Here is a 17,776-nt window from a genome sequence, read left to right on the forward strand (position 1 = left end):
TCGGCTGGCAGGAAGGCGGCAACGTAGCGTGTCCCCAGGAGCTTACTGAAGTAAGTGACTGGGGCGCGCAAGGCAGCCAACGCACCTGCAAGTCGAAATATGACGAGTTTAGACGTCCAGATGTTTACACATCCATATTGTGAAGGTACTGTATAAACCTCAAGCGCAAATTGTTCATGCCGGGGTGAAGGACATTCATGATCGAAATTAAACACCTGAAAACGCTACAGGCGTTACGAAACAGCGGGTCGCTGGCTGCAGCAGCGGCGACGCTGCATCAGACGCAGTCAGCGCTTTCCCACCAGTTCAGCGATCTGGAACAACGCCTCGGCTTTCGTCTGTTTGTGCGTAAAAGTCAGCCGCTGCGTTTTACGCCGCAGGGCGAAATCCTGCTGCAACTGGCCAACCAGGTACTGCCGCAAATCAGCCGCGCGCTGCAGGCTTGTAACGAGCCGCAGCAAGCCACATTGCGCATCGCGATTGAATGCCATAGCTGTATTCAGTGGCTGACGCCTGCGCTTGAGAACTTCCGCCAGAACTGGCCGCAGGTGGAGATGGATTTCAAATCCGGCGTGACCTTTGACCCGCAGCCTGCGCTGCAACAGGGTGAGCTGGATCTGGTGATGACATCCGACATTCTGCCGCGCAGCGGCCTGCACTATTCACCGATGTTTGATTTTGAAGTGCGGCTGGTGCTGGCGCCGGATCACCCGCTGGCGGCAAAAGCGCGCATCACGCCGGACGATCTTGCCAGCGAAACGCTGCTGATCTACCCGGTGCAGCGCAGCCGCCTTGATATCTGGCGTCATTTCCTGCAACCGGCAGGCATTAGCCCGGCGCTGAAAAGCGTTGATAACACGCTATTGTTGATTCAGATGGTTGCCGCCCGGATGGGGATCGCGGCGCTGCCGCACTGGGTGGTGGAGAGTTTTGAACGCCAGGGTCTGGTCGTGACCAAAACCCTGGGCGAAGGATTGTGGAGCCGGCTGTACGCGGCAGTGCGCGACGGCGAGCAGCGTCAGCCGGTTACCGAAGCGTTTATTCGCTCAGCGCGGAACCACGCGTGCGATCACCTGCCGTTTGTGCGGAGCGCGGAGCGACCCAACGGCGATGTACCCACAGCGAAGCCATTATCACCGAACCACCAATAATAAAGCTCGGCCAGTGCGGCTGTTCCTGCCAGATAGCGAGGTTGACCAGCAGCCCGGCGGGAACATGCACATTGTTCATAATGCCGAGCGTCCCGGCGTCAACCTGCGTTGCGCCGTAGTTCCACATAAAATAACCCAGACCGGAAGCGACCACGCCCAGCCATACCAGCACGCCCCACTGCAGGGTGGTCGTCGGCAGCTTCTGCGGGTTGCCCATCACAAACCATGCGGTGACAGCAACGACAAATGCCCCCAGATAGAACCATGCGAAGGCGTTGTGCTGCGGCATCGGCCGCGTTTCCATCAGGCGTTTATAACCGACCATGCCAATGGCGAAGCTAATATTCGCCAGTTGCACCAGAATCAAACCGATCCAGAAGTGATCGCTGACTTTGTCATAACGAATAATCGCCGCACCAATCACCGCCAGCCCGGCGCTCAGAGCGTAGCTCCAGCGTAGCCCGCGCTTACTCAGCAGATCGTAAATCAGCGTAACGTACAGCGGCGTGAAGACGGTAAACAGCAGGAATTCAGAGACTGTCAGGTAGAGATACGCCTGGAAGCTGAACAGGTACATAATGCCAAGCTGCATCGCGCCCACCAGCATATACAGGCCAATGGTCTTTAGGTTGTGCCCGCGCGTACGCAGAAACGGTAAAAACACCAGCGCCGCCAGCCCCACGCGCATCAGCACGGAGAAATAGCTGTCGACATGGCCAGCAAGGTATTCGCCAATCAGGCTAAAGGAAAAGGCCCACAGGATCGTGGTGATGATCAGTAACGCCACAATGAAGCTCTCTCAAAATAGTGAGGCTTCATTGTAGCGGACTCAGTTGCGCAAAGTTTGAGTATTTGGTTGACATCTGATTATTTAATAATCAGATGTCAATCTTATTGCAGGAACAATTTACGCAGGTAATGTGGCACGGCGTTATCCGCATTGGTGCCAATCACTTCCAGCTCCGGATGCAGATCTTTCAGGCGCTGATGGGCATTACCCATAATGCAGCCTTTCCCGGCCATCGACAGCATTTCAGCATCGTTCATACCATCGCCAAAGGCGATGCAATCCTTCAGACCATAGCCCAGCGCTCCGGCAACGGCTTCCAGCGCATGCCCCTTCGATACGCCGCCCGCCATCACTTCCAGGCAGGTTAGCGTCGAGAAGCTGACATTGACACGGTCGCCCCAGCGCGCATTGATCGCCTGCTCCAGCGGCAGCAATTTTTCATGACTGTCGCAGGTGAAGAAGACTTTGCTGATGCCTTCCGGCTCCAGTAAACCCGGCTCATACAGCGAATACTGGAACACCGCTTCTTTGAAAAAACGCATCTCGTCAGGGCGATGGCGGTTCATAAACCATTCGTCGTTACGGTAGACATTGGTAATGATATCTTTCTCGTTGTGCATCACACCGAACAGATCGCTGGCAATATCGCGATCCAGATTGTGGCTAAAGACCAGATTTCCGTCGGTGTCGTGCACGCGCGCGCCGTTGGAGGTGATCATATAGGCCTTGATGCCGAGATTATCGCGGATTTGCCCGACATCGACATGGTGGCGGCCGGTAGCAAAGACAAAATTGACGCCGTGGCCGGTCAGCAGTTTTAACGTTTCTTTCGCGAACGGAGACAGTGTGTGGTCAGGTGAGAGCAACGTGCCATCTAAATCAGACGCAACAACCTGGTACATAGGAAAATTTTACCTCAATAAATAATTAGTTATGCCGGTCGAAAAATTCGACGATGGCGTTAAGCGCGACTGAGCGCATAGCGTCCTTTTCAAAAAGGATCTCATGGTACGCGCCGGGTATAACAAACGGTTTTCCCCCTTCACAAGGGTGACCCGCCGCAGCGCGAATTTCGCAGAAGCGTTGTTGCATACGGTTATCCACCACATGCTCCTCTTCCGCCTGAATAATCAATGTTGGAGTGTCATCGTTTGCCGCCCCTGCCAGCGCGTGTTCTCCGGCCAGAATGCCTTCGCGCACCCAGTGCCATGTCGGCCCGCCCACGCGCAGCGTCGGTTCGTCGGCATAAAAACGCAGATTGCGCCGGTAACGCTCGCGGCTGTGGGTCAGCACGTTAATCGCGAACGGCAGTGCGCGCCAGCTTCCGGTGCCGATGGCGTAATTGTCGCGAAGACGCGGATAGCTTTCCGCCCAATCAAGCAGCGGGCGCACCATCCATTCCGGCAGGCGAATGATAATGCCGAACATCGGCGCGCACAGGGCAATAGCATCACAGGCATGCGGATAACGCTGTAAGAAGAGCGTGGCGATCGCGCCGCCCATCGAATGCGCCAGGATATAGCGTTTGCGCCAGGGACCGTCGGCGACTTCCTGCTGCCAGAATGCCGCCAAATCATCAACATAATCGCTAAAGTTGACTACATGACCGCGGTGCGTATCCGCCAACATCCGCCCGGAGCGCCCCTGCCCGCGGTGATCGATAATCAACACATCGTAACCGAGGTAGAACAGGTCATACGCCAGTTCGGCGTATTTGACATAACTTTCAATGCGGCCCGGACAAATCACAATCACCCGATCGTGGCGACGATCGCGAAAGCGGACAAAACTGACGGGTACATTATCGACACCGGTAAACACGGCTTCTTCACGCGAGCGCCAGAAATCCATCAGCGGCCCGGTGGTAAATGCCGCGAACGCTTTTTCTCTGGTTTCCCAGGCCGTTTTTTGCCGAAACATCGGAATTTCGCCCCTGTTAGCCATGTAAAATCGTTTTTTTGTGACCAATAGCAAAATCCACTGACAATAGCGTATTGTGGCATAAAAACAGACAACCAGGAATTTCTCATGACCTTCGAATGGTGGTTCGCCTACCTGCTGACCTCAATCATTTTAAGCCTCTCGCCCGGTTCCGGCGCGATTAACACCATGACCACGTCCATTGGCTACGGCTATCGCGGCGCAGCGGCTTCCATTGCCGGATTGCAGACCGGGCTTGGCATTCATATCGTGCTGGTCGGTGTCGGGCTGGGTACGCTGTTTTCTCGTTCCGTGCTGGCGTTTGAAGTGCTGAAATGGGCGGGCGCAGCCTACCTGATTTGGCTGGGTATTCAGCAGTGGCGCGCCGCAGGCGCTATCGATCTCAATACGCTGGCGAAAACCCAGTCGCGCGGTCGGCTGTTTAAGCGGGCGGTATTCGTTAATCTGACCAACCCGAAAAGCATCGTTTTTCTTGCTGCCCTGTTCCCGCAATTTATCGTGCCGCATCAGCCGCAGGTGATGCAGTATGTGGTGCTGGGAGTAACAACGATCGTTGTCGACATCATTGTCATGATTGGCTACGCGACGCTGGCGCAGCGCATTGCTGGCTGGATCAAAGGCCCGCACCAGATGAAGGCGCTGAATAAGGTATTTGGTTCGCTGTTCGTGCTGGTCGGCGCGTTGCTGGCTTCTGCCCGCCACGCCTGAGGCAGGTGCCCGGTGGCGCTACGCTTACCGGGCCTGGAAAATCCGCAGGCCGGATAACGAAGCGCCAACCGGCAGATGAATTAACGGGAAATAATCAGGTGGATGCCGAAGCCGGCAAACAGCGCGCCGGCAAAACCGTCAATCCATTTCGCCAGACGCTGATAACCGCGACGCATTGCCGGTAGCGCGAACAGGCTGGCGACGACGGTAAACCAGGCCAGCGTTTCCAGCGCAATCAGCACGAAAATACCCCAGCGCGCGCTGGCGCCGACGCTATCGCCGACAAACAGTGAAAACACCGAGCCGAAGTAGATAATGGCTTTCGGGTTCGCCAGATTGGTCAGTAACCCTTTCAGAAAACTGCGGCCGCTGCTGGTCGCCAGCTCCACTTTCGGCGCATCAGCCGGTTTCTGATCTTTCTTCAACGCACCGCGCAGCATCTGGTAGCCCATCCAGCACAGATAAAGACCACCGCCGACCATAATAATGCTGTGCAACCACGCCATTTTTTCGAGGATCAGGTTCAGGCCGAGCAGCGCCACGCCAGCCCACACCATTACGCCACAAGTGATGCCGAACACACCCATCATCGCCTCTTTGCGCGAGCGGCTAACGGCAGTTTGCGAAACGAAGAAGAAATCCGGGCCGGGGCTCATCAGGGCAACGATATGCACCAGCGCCACGGTAAGAAATAACATCAACATAGAGAACCTGCGGGAAGATAATTCAGTGAGTGACTATCCTGGCACTTTTCGGCCGCTAAAACTACTCTTCGTCGCCGTCGACATGTGCGCGGATAAGCGCCATAAATTCCTGGCCGAAACGCTCAAGTTTGCGCGTTCCCACGCCGTTTACGCTGAGCATTTCCCCTGGCGAAAGCGGCATCTGCTCGGCCATTTCGATCAGCGTTGCATCGTTAAACACCACATAAGGCGGGATATTCTCTTCGTCGGCAATCGCTTTTCGCAATTTACGCAGCTTGGCGAACAGCTTGCGATCGTAATTGCCAACGGCGGCTTTCTGCATCACTTTTGGCTTCAGCGCCACCATTCGCGGCACTGCCAGCATCAGCGGCACTTCACCGCGCAGCAACGGACGCGCCGCTTCCGTTAGCTGAAGCGCAGAATGCTGAGCAATATTCTGAGTGGCGAATCCCATATGGATAAGCTGGCGGATCACGCTCACCCAGTGTTCATGGCTCTGCTCGCGGCCAATGCCGTACACCGGTAATTTGTCGTGACCGAATTCGCGGATGCGCTGATTGTTCGCACCGCGCAGCACTTCCACTACATACCCCATACCGAAACGCTGATTGACGCGATAGATGGCCGACAACGCTTTTTGCGCGTCCTGCAAACCATCGTACTGGCGCGGCGGATCGAGGCAAATGTCGCAGTTGCCGCAGGGCTCCTGCCGCCCTTCGCCGAAATAGTTGAGCAGCACCAGACGACGGCAGGTTTGCGCTTCAGCAAATGCGCCCATCGCATTGAGCTTGTGCCGCTCAATATCCTGCAATGGCCCGGCTGGTTTCTCTTCCAGACAACGGCGCAGCCACGCCATATCCGCCGGATCGTAAAACAGCATCGCTTCCGCAGGCAGACCGTCACGCCCGGCGCGGCCCGTCTCCTGATAATAGGATTCGATATTACGCGGGATGTCGAAATGCACCACGAAACGTACGTTGGGCTTGTTAATGCCCATGCCGAACGCCACGGTTGCCACCACGATTTGTAAGTCGTCGCGCTGGAACTGCTCCTGCACTCGCGCGCGCAGCTCGTTATCCAGCCCGGCATGATAAGCCGCCGCGCTGAACCCACGGCTTTGCAGACGCGCGGCGGTGTCTTCCACTTTGGCGCGGCTGTTGCAATAAATAATGCCGGATTTACCGCGCTGCTCCTGTACGTAACGCAGCAACTGATCGAGCGGTTTAAATTTTTCCATCAGCATATAGCGGATGTTCGGACGGTCGAAGCTGCTGACCTGGATCAGCGGATCGTTTAAGCCCAGCAGGCGTTCGATATCGCGGCGCGTGGTGTCATCGGCCGTCGCGGTCAGCGCCATAAAAGGCACGGACGGCAGCATCTGGCGCAGGTGGCCAAGTGCGGCGTATTCCGGGCGGAAATCGTGACCCCACTGGGAAATACAGTGCGCTTCGTCAACGGCCAGCAGCACCGGGTTCCACTGGCGCAACTGGTCAAGGAAGTTGTCGAGCATCAGGCGCTCGGGCGCGATATAAAGCAGACGGATCTGCCCGTTGCGACAGCCGTTAATCACGTCAAACTGCTGCTCACGGCTTTGGGTAGAGTTCAGGCACGCCGCCGCAACGCCGTTGGCAAGTAGCTGATCGACCTGATCTTTCATCAGTGAGATCAACGGCGAAACCACCACCGTCAACCCCTCCAGCACCAGCGCCGGAATTTGATAGCACAGGGATTTCCCGCCACCAGTCGGCATCACTACCAGACAGTCGCGGCCGCTCAGCACGGTGTCGATAATATCCTGCTGGCCCGGGCGGAATTGCTGGTAGCCGAAGGTCTCCTGCAAGACCTGTTTAGCCAGCGATTCCTGATTCAATACTTCCGCCTGCGCCACAATGACCCCATTCGCCTGAAATAAAAACAGGCGCTATTTTCAGCGCCCGCGCCAGAAACTGCAATGCTTAAAACAGATCGTTAAGCATCACACCTACACCAATACGGGTTTGATTGAAATTATAGTCAATCAATGATTCGCCGTAGCCGCTGTAAACCTGGGTGTAGAACCGGACGTGTCGGGTTATCGGATAGCTGATGCCGATTTCCGCACCGCCGTAGCCGGTATTCCAGTTGTACTGCCCTTTGGCGCTGAGGATTGCCTCACCCAGTTGATAACCAATCTTCAACTGGTAATAGCCCATGTATTTAGTGATGTCCGGGTTATCGTCGGTGGAACCCACCACATACCAGGGCTTCACTTCAACCAGCCAGTTGCCGTTTTGCGCCATCAGCCGGGTATAAATGCGGTTCCAGCTACGCGATGTCGGGTCTGAACGGCCGTTTGAATCGTGGTTATAACCCATCTCCACATCGCGCAACGTCCAGCCAGCAAACTCATAATCGGTGGCGAAACCGAGGAAAAGTTGCGGTTCGTAGTTGGTTTCGCGGAACGGCGATGACTCGGCGCTATTGGAGAGCTGCCACCAGGACTTCTGCGTATAGGAAGCGCCAAAAACAGAATTGGGCCCCAGAATCCCGCGCCACAGCGGAAACGCCAGGCTGAGCTGAAACTTCACTTCGTCCTTACGCGCATTATCAGACCAGTTATAGGAGCGAATCGCTTCCTTGTTCAGATCGCTGGTGTCGGTATAGAGCACGTAGTTGGTTTCATAAGGATAAAGCGTGAAAGGATTATCGTGTTCCTGCAATAAATTAGCGATGATGCTGCCGCGCACGGCGGGGGCATCATGAACTTCCTTTACCGTAGCTTCTTGTGCGTATGCCATAAAAGGCAGTGCAAGCACTGCGAAAAACCAACCCAGAGAGGTCCGCATCGGTTTTATGCTCCCGAATCATATTGTTGAATTGAAGAAGTTCCCCGCAAGTATTCTACATATTTATTGAGTCACTGCTCAGGTATCGGCTCCTAAACTGGAAATCAACAAATAACAGGCATAAAATCAACATTCCATTAACACATCGGATCAGATTGCTATGTCAGCCGTTCTCACAGCCGATCAAACCCTTAAGCTGGTGGGCGAGATTTTTGTCTATCACATGCCGTTTAACCGTGCATTAGGTCTTGAGCTGGAACGTTATGAAAAAGAGTATGCGGAGTTGAAATTTACTAATCAGCCAATGATGGTGGGCAACTGGGCGCAAAGCATTTTACATGGCGGCGTAATCGCCTCGGCGCTGGATGTCGCCGCAGGCCTGGTCTGCGTGGGCAGCACGTTAACCCGCCATGACACTATCAGCGAAGAGGAGCTGCGCCAGCGTTTGTCGCGCATGGGCACCATTGATTTACGCGTCGATTATCTGCGGCCAGGGCGCGGTACGCGCTTTACCGCCAGCAGCAGTTTGTTGCGCGCGGGCAATAAAGTCGCTGTCGCCCGCGTAGAGCTGCATAACGAGGATCAACTGCATATTGCCAGCGCGACGGCCACCTATATGGTGGGGTGAGGCGGTTGTGAAAATCGGGTAACATAAGGTTACTTTTCAGCAAAGAGTTTTCCCGATGGATGCAAAACAGACGCGGCTGGGCGTGTTACTCGCCCTGGCCGCTTATTTCATTTGGGGGGTTGCCCCGGCCTATTTCAAAGTGATTTGGTACGTACCGGCTGACGAAATTCTCACTCACCGCGTCATCTGGTCCTTCTTCTTTATGCTGGCGTTGATCAGCATCAGCCGTCAGTGGGGCAATGTAAAAGCGCTGCTGCAAACACCGAAAAAGATCCTGCTGCTGGCCCTCTCCGCCGTACTGGTTGGCGGCAACTGGCTGCTATTTATCTGGGCGGTGAACCACAACCATATGCTGGAAGCCAGCCTGGGCTACTTTATTAACCCACTGGTGAATATTCTGCTGGGGATGCTGTTTTTGGGTGAGCGTTTCCGTCGTATGCAGTGGCTGGCGGTACTGCTGGCTGCCGTTGGCGTGCTGGTACAACTGTGGACCTTTGGCTCGCTGCCGATCATTGCGCTCGGTCTGGCATTTAGTTTTGCTTTTTACGGCCTGCTGCGCAAAAAAATTGCTGTCGATGCGCAAACCGGCATGCTGGTAGAAACGCTGTGGTTACTGCCGGTTGCAGCAGTGTGGCTATTTGGCATCACGGATAGCCCGACCAGCCATATGGGGCAAAATAGCCTGTCATTGAACTTGTTGTTGATGGCCGCCGGTGTGGTTACGACGATTCCACTGCTGTGCTTTACCGGCGCGGCAATGCGTTTGCGTTTATCAACGCTGGGTTTTTTCCAGTATATCGGTCCGACGCTGATGTTCCTGCTGGCCGTTGTTTTCTATGGCGAGCATCCTGGGCCGGATAAGATGGTGACCTTTGGTTTTATCTGGCTGGCGCTGGCGATTTTTGTCATGGATGCGGTATACACACAGCGTGGTTTACGCAAAAACGCGTGATGAAGAGTTTGTGCCGCCGCTTCTTTCCACATGCTGAAGCGGCGCGCACAAAATAATGAACAGGAGAGCGGTTTTAGGCTTATTGAGCATAACGCGCGATTGTTAAAGCAGTCTCCCGACACTCAACGAAATAAAAACTCGCTCCCTATTCTTTCTTCTGGTCAGTCAATGTAGAGCCATCAGGTTTCAGGAAATAATGTCCCCGCCGCCCATAAAATATATTCATGATCGCGTATTCATTACTTAACTGATTCTACTTTCAGTAGCGAAAACATCTGCACGGATATTAGCTGCCGGCAATTGCACAGGTATGATCCTGTAAGGTTTCTGCGGCAATAGCGGTCGTATCATTACCTGAAGTTTCCAGCAACAGGAAATCGGAACTATCAAGATTAATAAGCGCAATGGTGGTGTATTTCATCTGTTTGCCATCAGCAACAACTTTGTCATTAATTTCTTTAAACAGATTCTTTTGTTTTAATTCATCGAGCGTCACTTTCCTGTAATTATAAGTGTTACCCTGCAACTGCAACGGGAATTGAGTCCAGGTGGTGCTGTAATTTGTGACACTATCCAGCGCAGTGCGAACTGCCGGGGCAAGGCAGGAGATATGTAAGTGCAGTTGGTCTTGCGAGCGTGAGTTTAAGGCATTAATAGCGATTGCAATATTCTTCTCTTTGACTTTTCTGCCGGTTTTTTCCGACACCAGATCACGTCCCCACCATGCCATATATAAATAGGGCGGCAGATTATCTGCCAGCAATTGCGGATCCTCAACGCCGGTAATTTTCGCCAGCGGCAGTAGCAGATACTGATAATTATCATTATCGACTTTATAATAGACATAACCGTTATTTTCATCTACCAGAGCACAGGGGGAATATAAACTGTTCGTTGTATAATTGACTTCGCATTGATTATGAACTTTATCCCATAATATATTTCGATCGGCATGTGCCGTTGATACAAAAAAACCGAACAAAAATAAAACAGCGGTAAAAACTTTCATAACTATCTCTCCCGGATAAGATGTGAATTAAAATTCATAATAATTTTAATTTCTGAAGAGAAAACCGCAAACGTGATAATTCCTGATTATTCTGCTGCGGCTATCGGTTTGCCGCCAGTAAATATCGTGACTCATCCGGACAGGCAATGTTAACGACAGAAGATCGCCGACATCAGCAGGCATCAGGGGAGGAAAGTGAGTTAGCATCCGCTACGTGGCAACAGTGCGTCAGGCCGATGAGTTCCCCCATTCTCCTCACGCAATAAAAAGGGCGGCAGCGCCGCCCGTCTTCTTATAGCCAGTTGCGGCGCTTGAAGTAGAGATACGGCGCCAGCCCGGCGAGGATCATAAAGACAATCGCACCAGGGTAGCCGAAGCTCCAGTGCAGCTCGGGCATAAATTCAAAGTTCATTCCGTAGCTGGATGCCACCAGCGTCGGCGGCAGGAATACCACGGAAACGACCGAGAAGATCTTGATGATGCGGTTCTGCTCGATATTGATGAAACCCATCGCCGCCTGCATCAGAAAGTTCACCTTCTGGAACAGGGACTCATTGTGCGGCAGCAGAGATTCGATATCGCGCAGGATCTCGCGCGCCTGCTCCAGCTGACCGGCCGGTAAACGTGCCTTGCGCACCAGGAAGTTCAGCGCGCGCTGGGTATCCATCAGACACAGGCGTACCTTCCAGCCGATATCTTCCTGTTCCGCCAGCGTTGAAAGCGCGTCGTCATATTCGTCGCCCTGCTGGCCTTCCATAATGACGCGGCTCAGCTTTTCCAGGTCGCTGTAGATGTTTTCGATTTCATCCGCCAGCTGTTCGATTTTGGTTTCGAACAGATCCAATAGCAGTTCATAGGCGTTGCCATCAACCATCTCCTGGCTGCGGGCGCGCATACGATAGAGGCGAAACGCGGGTAATTCGCGCTCACGCAGCGTGAACAGACGACCTTCGCGAATGGTGAATGCCACCGTTGAGTTACCGGCGTGATCTTCAGCGTCTTCAAAAAAGAAGAAGGAGTGAATATGTAAGCCGTCTTCGTCCTCGAAAAAACGCGCGGAGGCTTCGATGTCTTCCAGTTCAGGTCGGGTGGCCAGGTTCTGGCCCAATTCCGTTTGCACACGGGTTCGTTCGTCTTCGTCCGGCTCGACTAAATCAACCCAAACCGAGCTGGCGAGGTGTTTGATTTCGTCAGCCTCAAGACGGGTTAAACGATTGTTTTCCAGTTGAAATGCGCTCAGCATAGCCGGGACTCCCAATGCAAAAAATATCGGACAGTTCGGTGGGCACACAAGAAACGAATTGGGTTTCAGACCATTAAACAGCCTGACTCAGCGCGACGGGAAACATGCAGGTCGCTGACAACCTCTGAGGCTATCAGCATAAGAGAATAGCCTTAGGAGTTGTTCCTGTGGAACAGGAGATTGAGCCAGTATCTACTGGGTGTGTCCAAGGCGAATGTCCTCTTAGCGTGATCGTGCGCGCATGTTACGCCAGCACTCAGAAGGCGTCAACACGCAACGAAACGCCAAAGAGCAATATTTGCCCTTTAGCGTATAAGGCTAGCAGATTATTACAAAATAATGATATTTTTCTGAAAGTTAGACGGTTTCCAGCTTCGCATAGGCGGCCACCAGCCATTTAATACCCTGCCCCTGGAAAGCCACCTGCAAACGGCTGTGTTCACCGCTGCCTTCCATGTTCACGACTGTACCTTCACCAAACTTCGCATGGCGCACACGCTGGCCAAGTTTATAGCCGGTGTCGCTCTGCGCGGCTGGCGTTCCCATGCGCTGATGGCTGACCGGGCGACTGATGCTGGCGCGCAAACGCACCTCTTCCACACACGCTTCCGGCAGCTCGCCGATAAAGCGTGAAGGACGGTGATACACCTCTTTTCCGTACAGACGGCGCGTTTCGGCGTAGGTTAAGGTCAGCTTCTGCATCGCGCGCGTCACGCCGACATACGCCAGGCGGCGCTCCTCTTCCAGACGGCCACCCTCATCCAGCGACATCTGGCTCGGGAACATGCCCTCTTCCATGCCAACGATAAAGACCTGCGGGAATTCCAGACCTTTTGCCGAGTGCAACGTCATAAGCTGCACCGCGTCCTGCCAGGTGTCCGCCTGCCCTTCGCCCGCTTCCAGCGCGGCGTGGGAGAGAAACGCCTGCAACGGCATCAAATCTTCATCTTCTTCGTTGTAGCTGAACTGGCGCGTGGCGGTGACCAGCTCCTCTAAGTTCTCAATACGCGTCTGGCCTTTCTCGCCCTTCTCCTGCTCGTACATCATGCGCAGACCGGAGTCGTTCACTACCCGGTCAGTTTGTACATGCAGCGGCATATCGGCCGTTTCCTGCGCCAGCGCGTCAATCAGTTCCAGGAAGCGTTGCAGGGCACTTGCTGCACGGCCCGCCAGCGCTTTTTCCTGCAGCAATTCGCGCGTCGCCTGCCACAGCGTCAACTGACGATCGCGGGAGGTCTGGCGCACGACATCCAGCGTGCGATCGCCAATGCCGCGCGTCGGCGTATTCACTACGCGCTCAAACGCGGCATCATCATTGCGGTTGGCGATCAAACGCAGATAGGAGAGCGCATCTTTGATCTCCTGGCGTTCGAAGAATCGCATACCGCCATAAATGCGGTACGGCATACTGGCCTGCAACAGCGCCTCTTCCAGCACGCGCGACTGGGCGTTGCTGCGATAGAGGATGGCGCACTGCGTCAGTTGCCCGCCGTTGTCCTGCCAGGCTTTGATTCGGTTAACGACAAAGCGTGCTTCGTCCAGCTCGTTGAACGCGCAATAGAGTGAAATCGGCTCGCCATCGACGCCGTCGGTCCACAGATTTTTCCCCAGCCGCCCGTTGTTGTTTTCAATCAGGGCGTTAGCGGCACTAAGGATATTACTGGTGGAGCGGTAGTTCTGCTCCAGGCGAATGGTCTGCGCACCGGGGAAATCTTTCAGGAAGCGCTGGATGTTTTCCACCTGCGCGCCGCGCCAGCCGTAAATAGACTGATCATCGTCGCCAACGATCATTACCTTACCAGTGTCGCCCGCCAGCAGGCGGATCCATGCGTACTGAATGTTGTTGGTATCCTGGAATTCGTCCACCAGGATATTGGTAAAGCGTTCACGATAGTGCTGCAAAATATGCGGCTTGTTCAGCCACAGCTCATGGGCGCGCAGCAGCAGCTCGGCAAAATCCACCAACCCGGCGCGATCGCAGGCTTCCTGATAGGCCTGATAAACTTTCTGCCAGGTTTGCTCGACCGGGTTACCGAAACTCTGGATATGATGCGGACGAATGCCCTCATCTTTCTGGCCGTTGATGTACCACATTGCCTGACGCGGCGGCCACTGCTTCTCATCCAGATTCATCGCTTTGATCAGGCGTTTCAGCAGCCGGAGCTGATCTTCACTGTCGAGGATCTGGAAATCCTGCGGCAGATTGGCATCCATGTGGTGCGCGCGCAGCAAGCGGTGCGCCAGGCCGTGGAACGTGCCCACCCACATTCCGCCCTGCGAAGTGCCCATCAACTGACCGATACGGTGGCGCATTTCCGCCGCCGCTTTATTGGTAAAAGTGACCGCCATAATCGAGTACGGCGAGCAATTCTCTACGGTCATCAGCCAGGCGATACGGTGTACCAGCACGCGCGTCTTACCGCTCCCCGCCCCGGCCAGCACCAGCATATTGCTGCGCTCTGCGGCTACGGCGTCGCGCTGTTTGTCATTGAGGCTGTCGAGCAGATAAGAAACGTCCATAGGTACCGTCGTGTAGTCGTCAGGAATTGAACGAAGCGCCCGATGGCGCTTCGCTTACCGGGTCTACGTTACCGTAGGACGGATAAGCGTAGCGCCATCCGCCAAAAAACCCTGGTATTTTATACAGAACTATTGGTGATTATATCAGCGTCGTGAGGGATGCCAACCGCGAAATTTCCATATGCGGTAACAAACGGCTGTCGGTCGCCTGTAGCAGATCGGCGCCTTCGGGCTTGATCCAGCATGCCTGCATGCCACAACGGATCGCGCCCGCAACATCCGTGGTTAAATCGTCGCCAACATGCAGAATATCCTCAACTGCCACACCAAGGCGATCTGCGGCCAGATGGTACATATCGCTAAACGGTTTTGAACGTCCGTCCGGCCCGGCGCGCAGCACGAATTCAAAGTAATCGCTCAGCCCGAACAGTTCCGGCTGCGCGTTACCATTGGTGATCGCCACCAGCGGCCACTTCGTTGCCAGCCTCTTCAGCGTGTCGTGGGTTTCCTGTGGCACATCAATGCGGCTGCGCCATTTGGCAAAGTTAACCATCGAGGCCTGTGCGCCTACGGCGGCTTCCTCGGGTGTCAGGCCGGCATTCAGCATCGCCTGTTCAACGGCACGTCGCCGCCATTCGGTAACGTCGTGATAAATCTCCGGCTCGGTTTCCCGCAGCGACTGGCGCAAACGCTTGAATTCATCATTTTCCAGGGCGTTCAGCGCCGGATGATAGCGCTGCACAAACGCCAGCGCTTCCTGTTCGGTACGCTGGATCACCAGCCGGTTGTCGTAAAGAGTATCGTCCAGGTCAAAAGTGATCGCGGAGATCTGACCCAATGGGCGGTAAAAACGCATTATTTCCCCCGTTTGGCGCGCGGGTGCGCGGCGTCGTACACCGATGCAAGATGTTGAAAATCGAGATGGGTATAGATTTGTGTCGTTGAAAGATTAGCGTGACCGAGCAATTCCTGCACCCCGCGCAGATCGCCGCTCGATTCAAGCATATGTGTGGCGAATGAGTGCCGCAGTTTATGCGGATTCACGTGACTGTTAAGCCCCTGCCGGATGCCCCACTCGGCAAAACGTTTTTGCACGTTACGCGCCGAAATTCGTTTCCCCAGCTTCGATAAAAACAGCGCATCCTCTTCCGCGCCAAACAGCCCACGCAGATCGAGCCAGTGCTCGATCCAGGTCACCGCACTGCGACCAACAGGCAAGCGGCGCTCTTTGCTGCCCTTGCCCATTACCCACACTTCGCCGCTTTCCAGATCCAGATGTTTGATATCCAGATTAACCAGCTCCGAAAGACGCAGACCGGCGCCGTACATCACTTCCAGCATGGCCCGATCGCGCACGGCCAGCGGATCGTTAAGATCGATATCCAGCAGCCGGTTCACATCATCAACATCAATATTCTTCGGCAAATGGCGCGGTGCTTTCGGTGCCGAAATGCCCTTCGCCGGGTTTGCCGGTAGCTCGCCCTGACTGACCATCCAGTCAAAGAAACTGCGCAGCGCCGAAAGCCGCAGCGCCAGGCTTGCCGGGCCGAGCCCTTTCCGCCGGCTGCGTACGGCAATTGCGCGCACCATTGCAGCATCACATTGTTGCCAACTTTCCAGGCCGGTTTCACCGGTCAACGCAATGATGGAATCAAGCTGACGCTGATAATTAAGCAGCGTAATGGGGCTGAGCTGACGTTCAACGCCAAGGTAACGCAGGAATTTGCTAACGGCTGGTAACAGCGGCGAATCGCTCATACGCGCTCGATCCAGCGTTCCAGAAGATCCGGCAGCATCTGCGCTATCTCATCTAAAAGCTGGGTGCCCTGACCTTGCTGGTAATGGTGAACATCACGACTGCTGAACAGCACCACGCCAAGGGAGCCATCCGGCCCCATTAATGACATAGCCACAGAGCCGATTGCTTTCGCTTCCGGCAACAGCAGCAGCAACTCCGGCCCGTTTAATGAGCCGAGATAGTGGTGCTGCTGGCCTAAGCGTTGAATGCGCAACGATTCAAACGCCTGTCGGGAGAGCGCAAGATGGGTATAGCGGGAAGGCGCGCCCAGACGCCAGCGATCGGGAAACAGGCGGATAGTCGCGCCTGCCAGCCCCAGATCGCGCGCCCAGCGATGAAAACGGTTAAGCATCTCTTCGAGGCTGCTGGCGGATGCCAGCCGACTTTGCAGGCGCAGCAGACGATAGAATAACCCTTCGTTTGCACTCGCCTGCTCCATCAGCAAGGTCATGTTCTCTTCCAGCACATTGATGTGATTACGCGAGCGCGCCATGTGCCATTCAACCAGAGAAACCGTACCGCGCACCGGATGCGGCACGCGCATTTGCTCTACCAGCCGCGCATTGCGGATAAAGAATTCAGGATGGTGCAGCAGATATTCCGCCACCGCCTGGTCATCCAGTTCGGCCAACGGCTCCTGCTGCTCTTCTCCTATATGCTTCATAGATGAATAAACCCGTCATAGACATGTGCCGCCGGGCCAGTCATAAACAACGGTTGACCCGGTCCTTTCCACGCGATATCCAGCCGACCGCCCGGTAATTCAACACGAACATTTTCGGCCAGTAAATCCTGCTGAATGCCGACCGCGACAGCCGCACAAGCGCCGCTGCCGCAGGCCTGGGTTTCACCGGCGCCACGTTCAAAGACGCGCAGACGAATGTGATCCCGTGAGACGACCTGCATAAAACCGATATTGGCGCGCTCAGGAAAGCGCTCGTGGCTCTCCATCACTGGCCCCAGCGTTTCTACCGGCGCGGTGTTGACGTCATCAACCTGAATCACGCAGTGCGGATTACCCATCGAAACAACGCCGCACAGTATGGTTTGCTCCGCCGCCCGCATAATATAGGTCTTTTCCGCTTTGTTGGCGCGGAACGGCACCTGCGACGGTTCGAAGTTTGGCTCGCCCATATTGACGCGTACCAGTTCGTCTTCCGTTACGCTCAATACCATACGACCGTTCGCCGTACTGACGCGGATATCACGTTTATTGGTTAACCCTTTCAGGCGAACAAAGCGGGCGAAACAGCGCGCGCCGTTACCGCACTGCGACACTTCACTGCCGTCGGCATTGAAAATACGGTAGTGAAAATCGAGTTCGGGATCGTAGGGAGGCTCAACCACCAGCAGTTGATCAAACCCAACGCCAAGGTGACGATCCGCCAGACGACGGATCAGCTCCGGTGAGAAAAAGACATTCTGCGTTACCGCGTCGACGACCATAAAATCGTTGCCAAGGCCATGCATTTTTGAGAACTGCATCATCTACTCCAGTTGCGCGGAT

At 54.8% G+C, this 17,776-nt stretch carries 18 protein-coding genes; 4 read left to right on the plus strand and 14 right to left on the minus strand.

Annotated features, from left to right (window positions below):
- Positions 1–197 precede the first annotated feature (197 nt).
- The gene (metR, locus tag AWR26_RS24560; RefSeq protein ID WP_071892795.1) at positions 198–1,151 is read left to right on the plus strand and encodes an HTH-type transcriptional regulator MetR; all 954 of its coding nucleotides are present in this window, start codon (positions 198–200) and stop codon (positions 1,149–1,151) included.
- Here metR and AWR26_RS24565 read toward each other — a convergent pair.
- The 3 genes from AWR26_RS24565 to pldB form a co-directional block, all read right to left on the minus strand.
- Complete coding sequence (locus AWR26_RS24565) at positions 1,039–1,938, minus strand: carboxylate/amino acid/amine transporter (protein ID WP_064568866.1); 900 nt, start codon at positions 1,936–1,938, stop codon at positions 1,039–1,041. The two genes, metR and AWR26_RS24565, sit on opposite strands and share 113 nt — an antisense overlap.
- A gap of 104 nt (positions 1,939–2,042) precedes the next feature.
- Entirely contained in the window at positions 2,043–2,843 is an 801-nt protein-coding gene (gene yigL / locus AWR26_RS24570) for a sugar/pyridoxal phosphate phosphatase YigL (RefSeq protein WP_007369153.1), read from the minus strand.
- Between the two features lie 25 nt (positions 2,844–2,868).
- The gene (gene pldB / locus AWR26_RS24575; protein WP_064568867.1) at positions 2,869–3,861 is read right to left on the minus strand and encodes a lysophospholipase L2; all 993 of its coding nucleotides are present in this window, start codon (positions 3,859–3,861) and stop codon (positions 2,869–2,871) included.
- Positions 3,862–3,969: 108 nt separating this feature from the next.
- Between pldB and rhtB the strand changes: the two genes are divergently transcribed.
- Positions 3,970–4,590 (plus strand): homoserine/homoserine lactone efflux protein, encoded by a 621-nt coding sequence (rhtB, locus tag AWR26_RS24580; protein WP_007369155.1) that lies wholly within the window; start codon positions 3,970–3,972, stop codon positions 4,588–4,590.
- Between the two features lie 80 nt (positions 4,591–4,670).
- Here rhtB and rhtC read toward each other — a convergent pair whose 3' ends face one another.
- The 3 genes from rhtC to pldA form a co-directional block, all read right to left on the minus strand.
- Entirely contained in the window at positions 4,671–5,294 is a 624-nt protein-coding gene (gene rhtC, locus AWR26_RS24585; RefSeq protein WP_043955840.1) for a threonine export protein RhtC, read from the minus strand.
- A 61-nt stretch (positions 5,295–5,355) separates the two neighbouring features.
- A complete protein-coding gene (gene recQ, locus AWR26_RS24590) occupies positions 5,356–7,182 on the minus strand; it encodes an ATP-dependent DNA helicase RecQ (protein ID WP_064568868.1) in 1,827 nt (608 codons plus the stop codon).
- Between the two features lie 67 nt (positions 7,183–7,249).
- A complete protein-coding gene (gene pldA, locus AWR26_RS24595) occupies positions 7,250–8,119 on the minus strand; it encodes a phospholipase A (protein ID WP_064568869.1) in 870 nt (289 codons plus the stop codon).
- Between the two features lie 160 nt (positions 8,120–8,279).
- On the opposite strand from pldA, the gene yigI reads away from it, so the two are divergent.
- The gene (gene yigI, locus AWR26_RS24600) at positions 8,280–8,747 is read left to right on the plus strand and encodes an acyl-CoA thioesterase YigI (RefSeq protein WP_007369159.1); all 468 of its coding nucleotides are present in this window, start codon (positions 8,280–8,282) and stop codon (positions 8,745–8,747) included.
- A gap of 55 nt (positions 8,748–8,802) precedes the next feature.
- The gene (gene rarD / locus AWR26_RS24605; RefSeq protein ID WP_064568870.1) at positions 8,803–9,699 is read left to right on the plus strand and encodes an EamA family transporter RarD; all 897 of its coding nucleotides are present in this window, start codon (positions 8,803–8,805) and stop codon (positions 9,697–9,699) included.
- A 286-nt stretch (positions 9,700–9,985) separates the two neighbouring features.
- Here the strand turns inward: rarD and AWR26_RS24610 are convergent, their stop codons facing one another.
- The 8 genes from AWR26_RS24610 to dapF form a co-directional block, all read right to left on the minus strand.
- Positions 9,986–10,708 carry a CDP-diacylglycerol diphosphatase gene (locus AWR26_RS24610; RefSeq protein WP_064568871.1) on the minus strand — a complete coding sequence of 241 codons (723 nt, stop codon included), beginning with the start codon at positions 10,706–10,708 and terminating at the stop codon, positions 9,986–9,988.
- A gap of 292 nt (positions 10,709–11,000) precedes the next feature.
- Positions 11,001–11,951 (minus strand): magnesium/cobalt transporter CorA, encoded by a 951-nt coding sequence (corA, locus tag AWR26_RS24615; protein ID WP_007369161.1) that lies wholly within the window; start codon positions 11,949–11,951, stop codon positions 11,001–11,003.
- A 152-nt stretch (positions 11,952–12,103) separates the two neighbouring features.
- Positions 12,104–12,160, minus strand: coding sequence for a YsgD/CorL family protein (gene ysgD, locus AWR26_RS25935; protein WP_367888890.1), 57 nt, complete (start codon positions 12,158–12,160; stop codon positions 12,104–12,106).
- Between the two features lie 148 nt (positions 12,161–12,308).
- Positions 12,309–14,471: a DNA helicase II gene (gene uvrD / locus AWR26_RS24620; protein ID WP_064568872.1), complete on the minus strand. Its 2,163-nt coding sequence runs from the start codon at positions 14,469–14,471 to the stop codon at positions 12,309–12,311.
- 139 nt (positions 14,472–14,610) lie between these two features.
- On the minus strand, positions 14,611–15,327 hold the full coding sequence (gene yigB, locus AWR26_RS24625) for a 5-amino-6-(5-phospho-D-ribitylamino)uracil phosphatase YigB (protein WP_064568873.1): 717 nt from the start codon (positions 15,325–15,327) through the stop codon (positions 14,611–14,613).
- The gene (gene xerC, locus AWR26_RS24630) at positions 15,327–16,229 is read right to left on the minus strand and encodes a tyrosine recombinase XerC (RefSeq protein WP_064568874.1); all 903 of its coding nucleotides are present in this window, start codon (positions 16,227–16,229) and stop codon (positions 15,327–15,329) included. The genes yigB and xerC overlap by 1 nt, the downstream gene beginning before the upstream one ends.
- A complete protein-coding gene (locus AWR26_RS24635; RefSeq protein WP_064568875.1) occupies positions 16,226–16,933 on the minus strand; it encodes a DUF484 domain-containing protein in 708 nt (235 codons plus the stop codon). The genes xerC and AWR26_RS24635 overlap by 4 nt, the downstream gene beginning before the upstream one ends.
- Complete coding sequence (dapF, locus tag AWR26_RS24640; RefSeq protein WP_043955855.1) at positions 16,930–17,754, minus strand: diaminopimelate epimerase; 825 nt, start codon at positions 17,752–17,754, stop codon at positions 16,930–16,932. The genes AWR26_RS24635 and dapF overlap by 4 nt, the downstream gene beginning before the upstream one ends.
- Positions 17,755–17,776 lie beyond the last annotated feature (22 nt).

It is taken from the genome of Kosakonia oryzae, assembly GCF_001658025.2.
GTDB classification, from domain to species: Bacteria; Pseudomonadota; Gammaproteobacteria; order Enterobacterales; family Enterobacteriaceae; genus Kosakonia; species Kosakonia oryzae.

Excerpts from the sequence above, each read along its gene's own strand:
- yigI (WP_007369159.1), top strand. The coding sequence starts at position 8,280 with ATGTCAGCCGTTCTCACAGCCGATCAAACCCTTAAGCTGGTGGGCGAG.
- uvrD (WP_064568872.1), bottom strand. The coding sequence starts at position 14,471 with ATGGACGTTTCTTATCTGCTCGACAGCCTCAATGACAAACAGCGCGAC.
- rhtB (WP_007369155.1), top strand. The coding sequence starts at position 3,970 with ATGACCTTCGAATGGTGGTTCGCCTACCTGCTGACCTCAATCATTTTA.
- dapF (WP_043955855.1), bottom strand. The coding sequence starts at position 17,754 with ATGCAGTTCTCAAAAATGCATGGCCTTGGCAACGATTTTATGGTCGTC.
- rarD (WP_064568870.1), top strand. The coding sequence starts at position 8,803 with ATGGATGCAAAACAGACGCGGCTGGGCGTGTTACTCGCCCTGGCCGCT.
- yigL (WP_007369153.1), bottom strand. The coding sequence starts at position 2,843 with ATGTACCAGGTTGTTGCGTCTGATTTAGATGGCACGTTGCTCTCACCT.
- AWR26_RS24610 (WP_064568871.1), bottom strand. The coding sequence starts at position 10,708 with ATGAAAGTTTTTACCGCTGTTTTATTTTTGTTCGGTTTTTTTGTATCA.
- yigB (WP_064568873.1), bottom strand. The coding sequence starts at position 15,327 with ATGCGTTTTTACCGCCCATTGGGTCAGATCTCCGCGATCACTTTTGAC.
- pldB (WP_064568867.1), bottom strand. The coding sequence starts at position 3,861 with ATGTTTCGGCAAAAAACGGCCTGGGAAACCAGAGAAAAAGCGTTCGCG.
- corA (WP_007369161.1), bottom strand. The coding sequence starts at position 11,951 with ATGCTGAGCGCATTTCAACTGGAAAACAATCGTTTAACCCGTCTTGAG.
- AWR26_RS24635 (WP_064568875.1), bottom strand. The coding sequence starts at position 16,933 with ATGAAGCATATAGGAGAAGAGCAGCAGGAGCCGTTGGCCGAACTGGAT.
- pldA (WP_064568869.1), bottom strand. The coding sequence starts at position 8,119 with ATGCGGACCTCTCTGGGTTGGTTTTTCGCAGTGCTTGCACTGCCTTTT.
- metR (WP_071892795.1), top strand. The coding sequence starts at position 198 with ATGATCGAAATTAAACACCTGAAAACGCTACAGGCGTTACGAAACAGC.
- xerC (WP_064568874.1), bottom strand. The coding sequence starts at position 16,229 with ATGAGCGATTCGCCGCTGTTACCAGCCGTTAGCAAATTCCTGCGTTAC.
- rhtC (WP_043955840.1), bottom strand. The coding sequence starts at position 5,294 with ATGTTGATGTTATTTCTTACCGTGGCGCTGGTGCATATCGTTGCCCTG.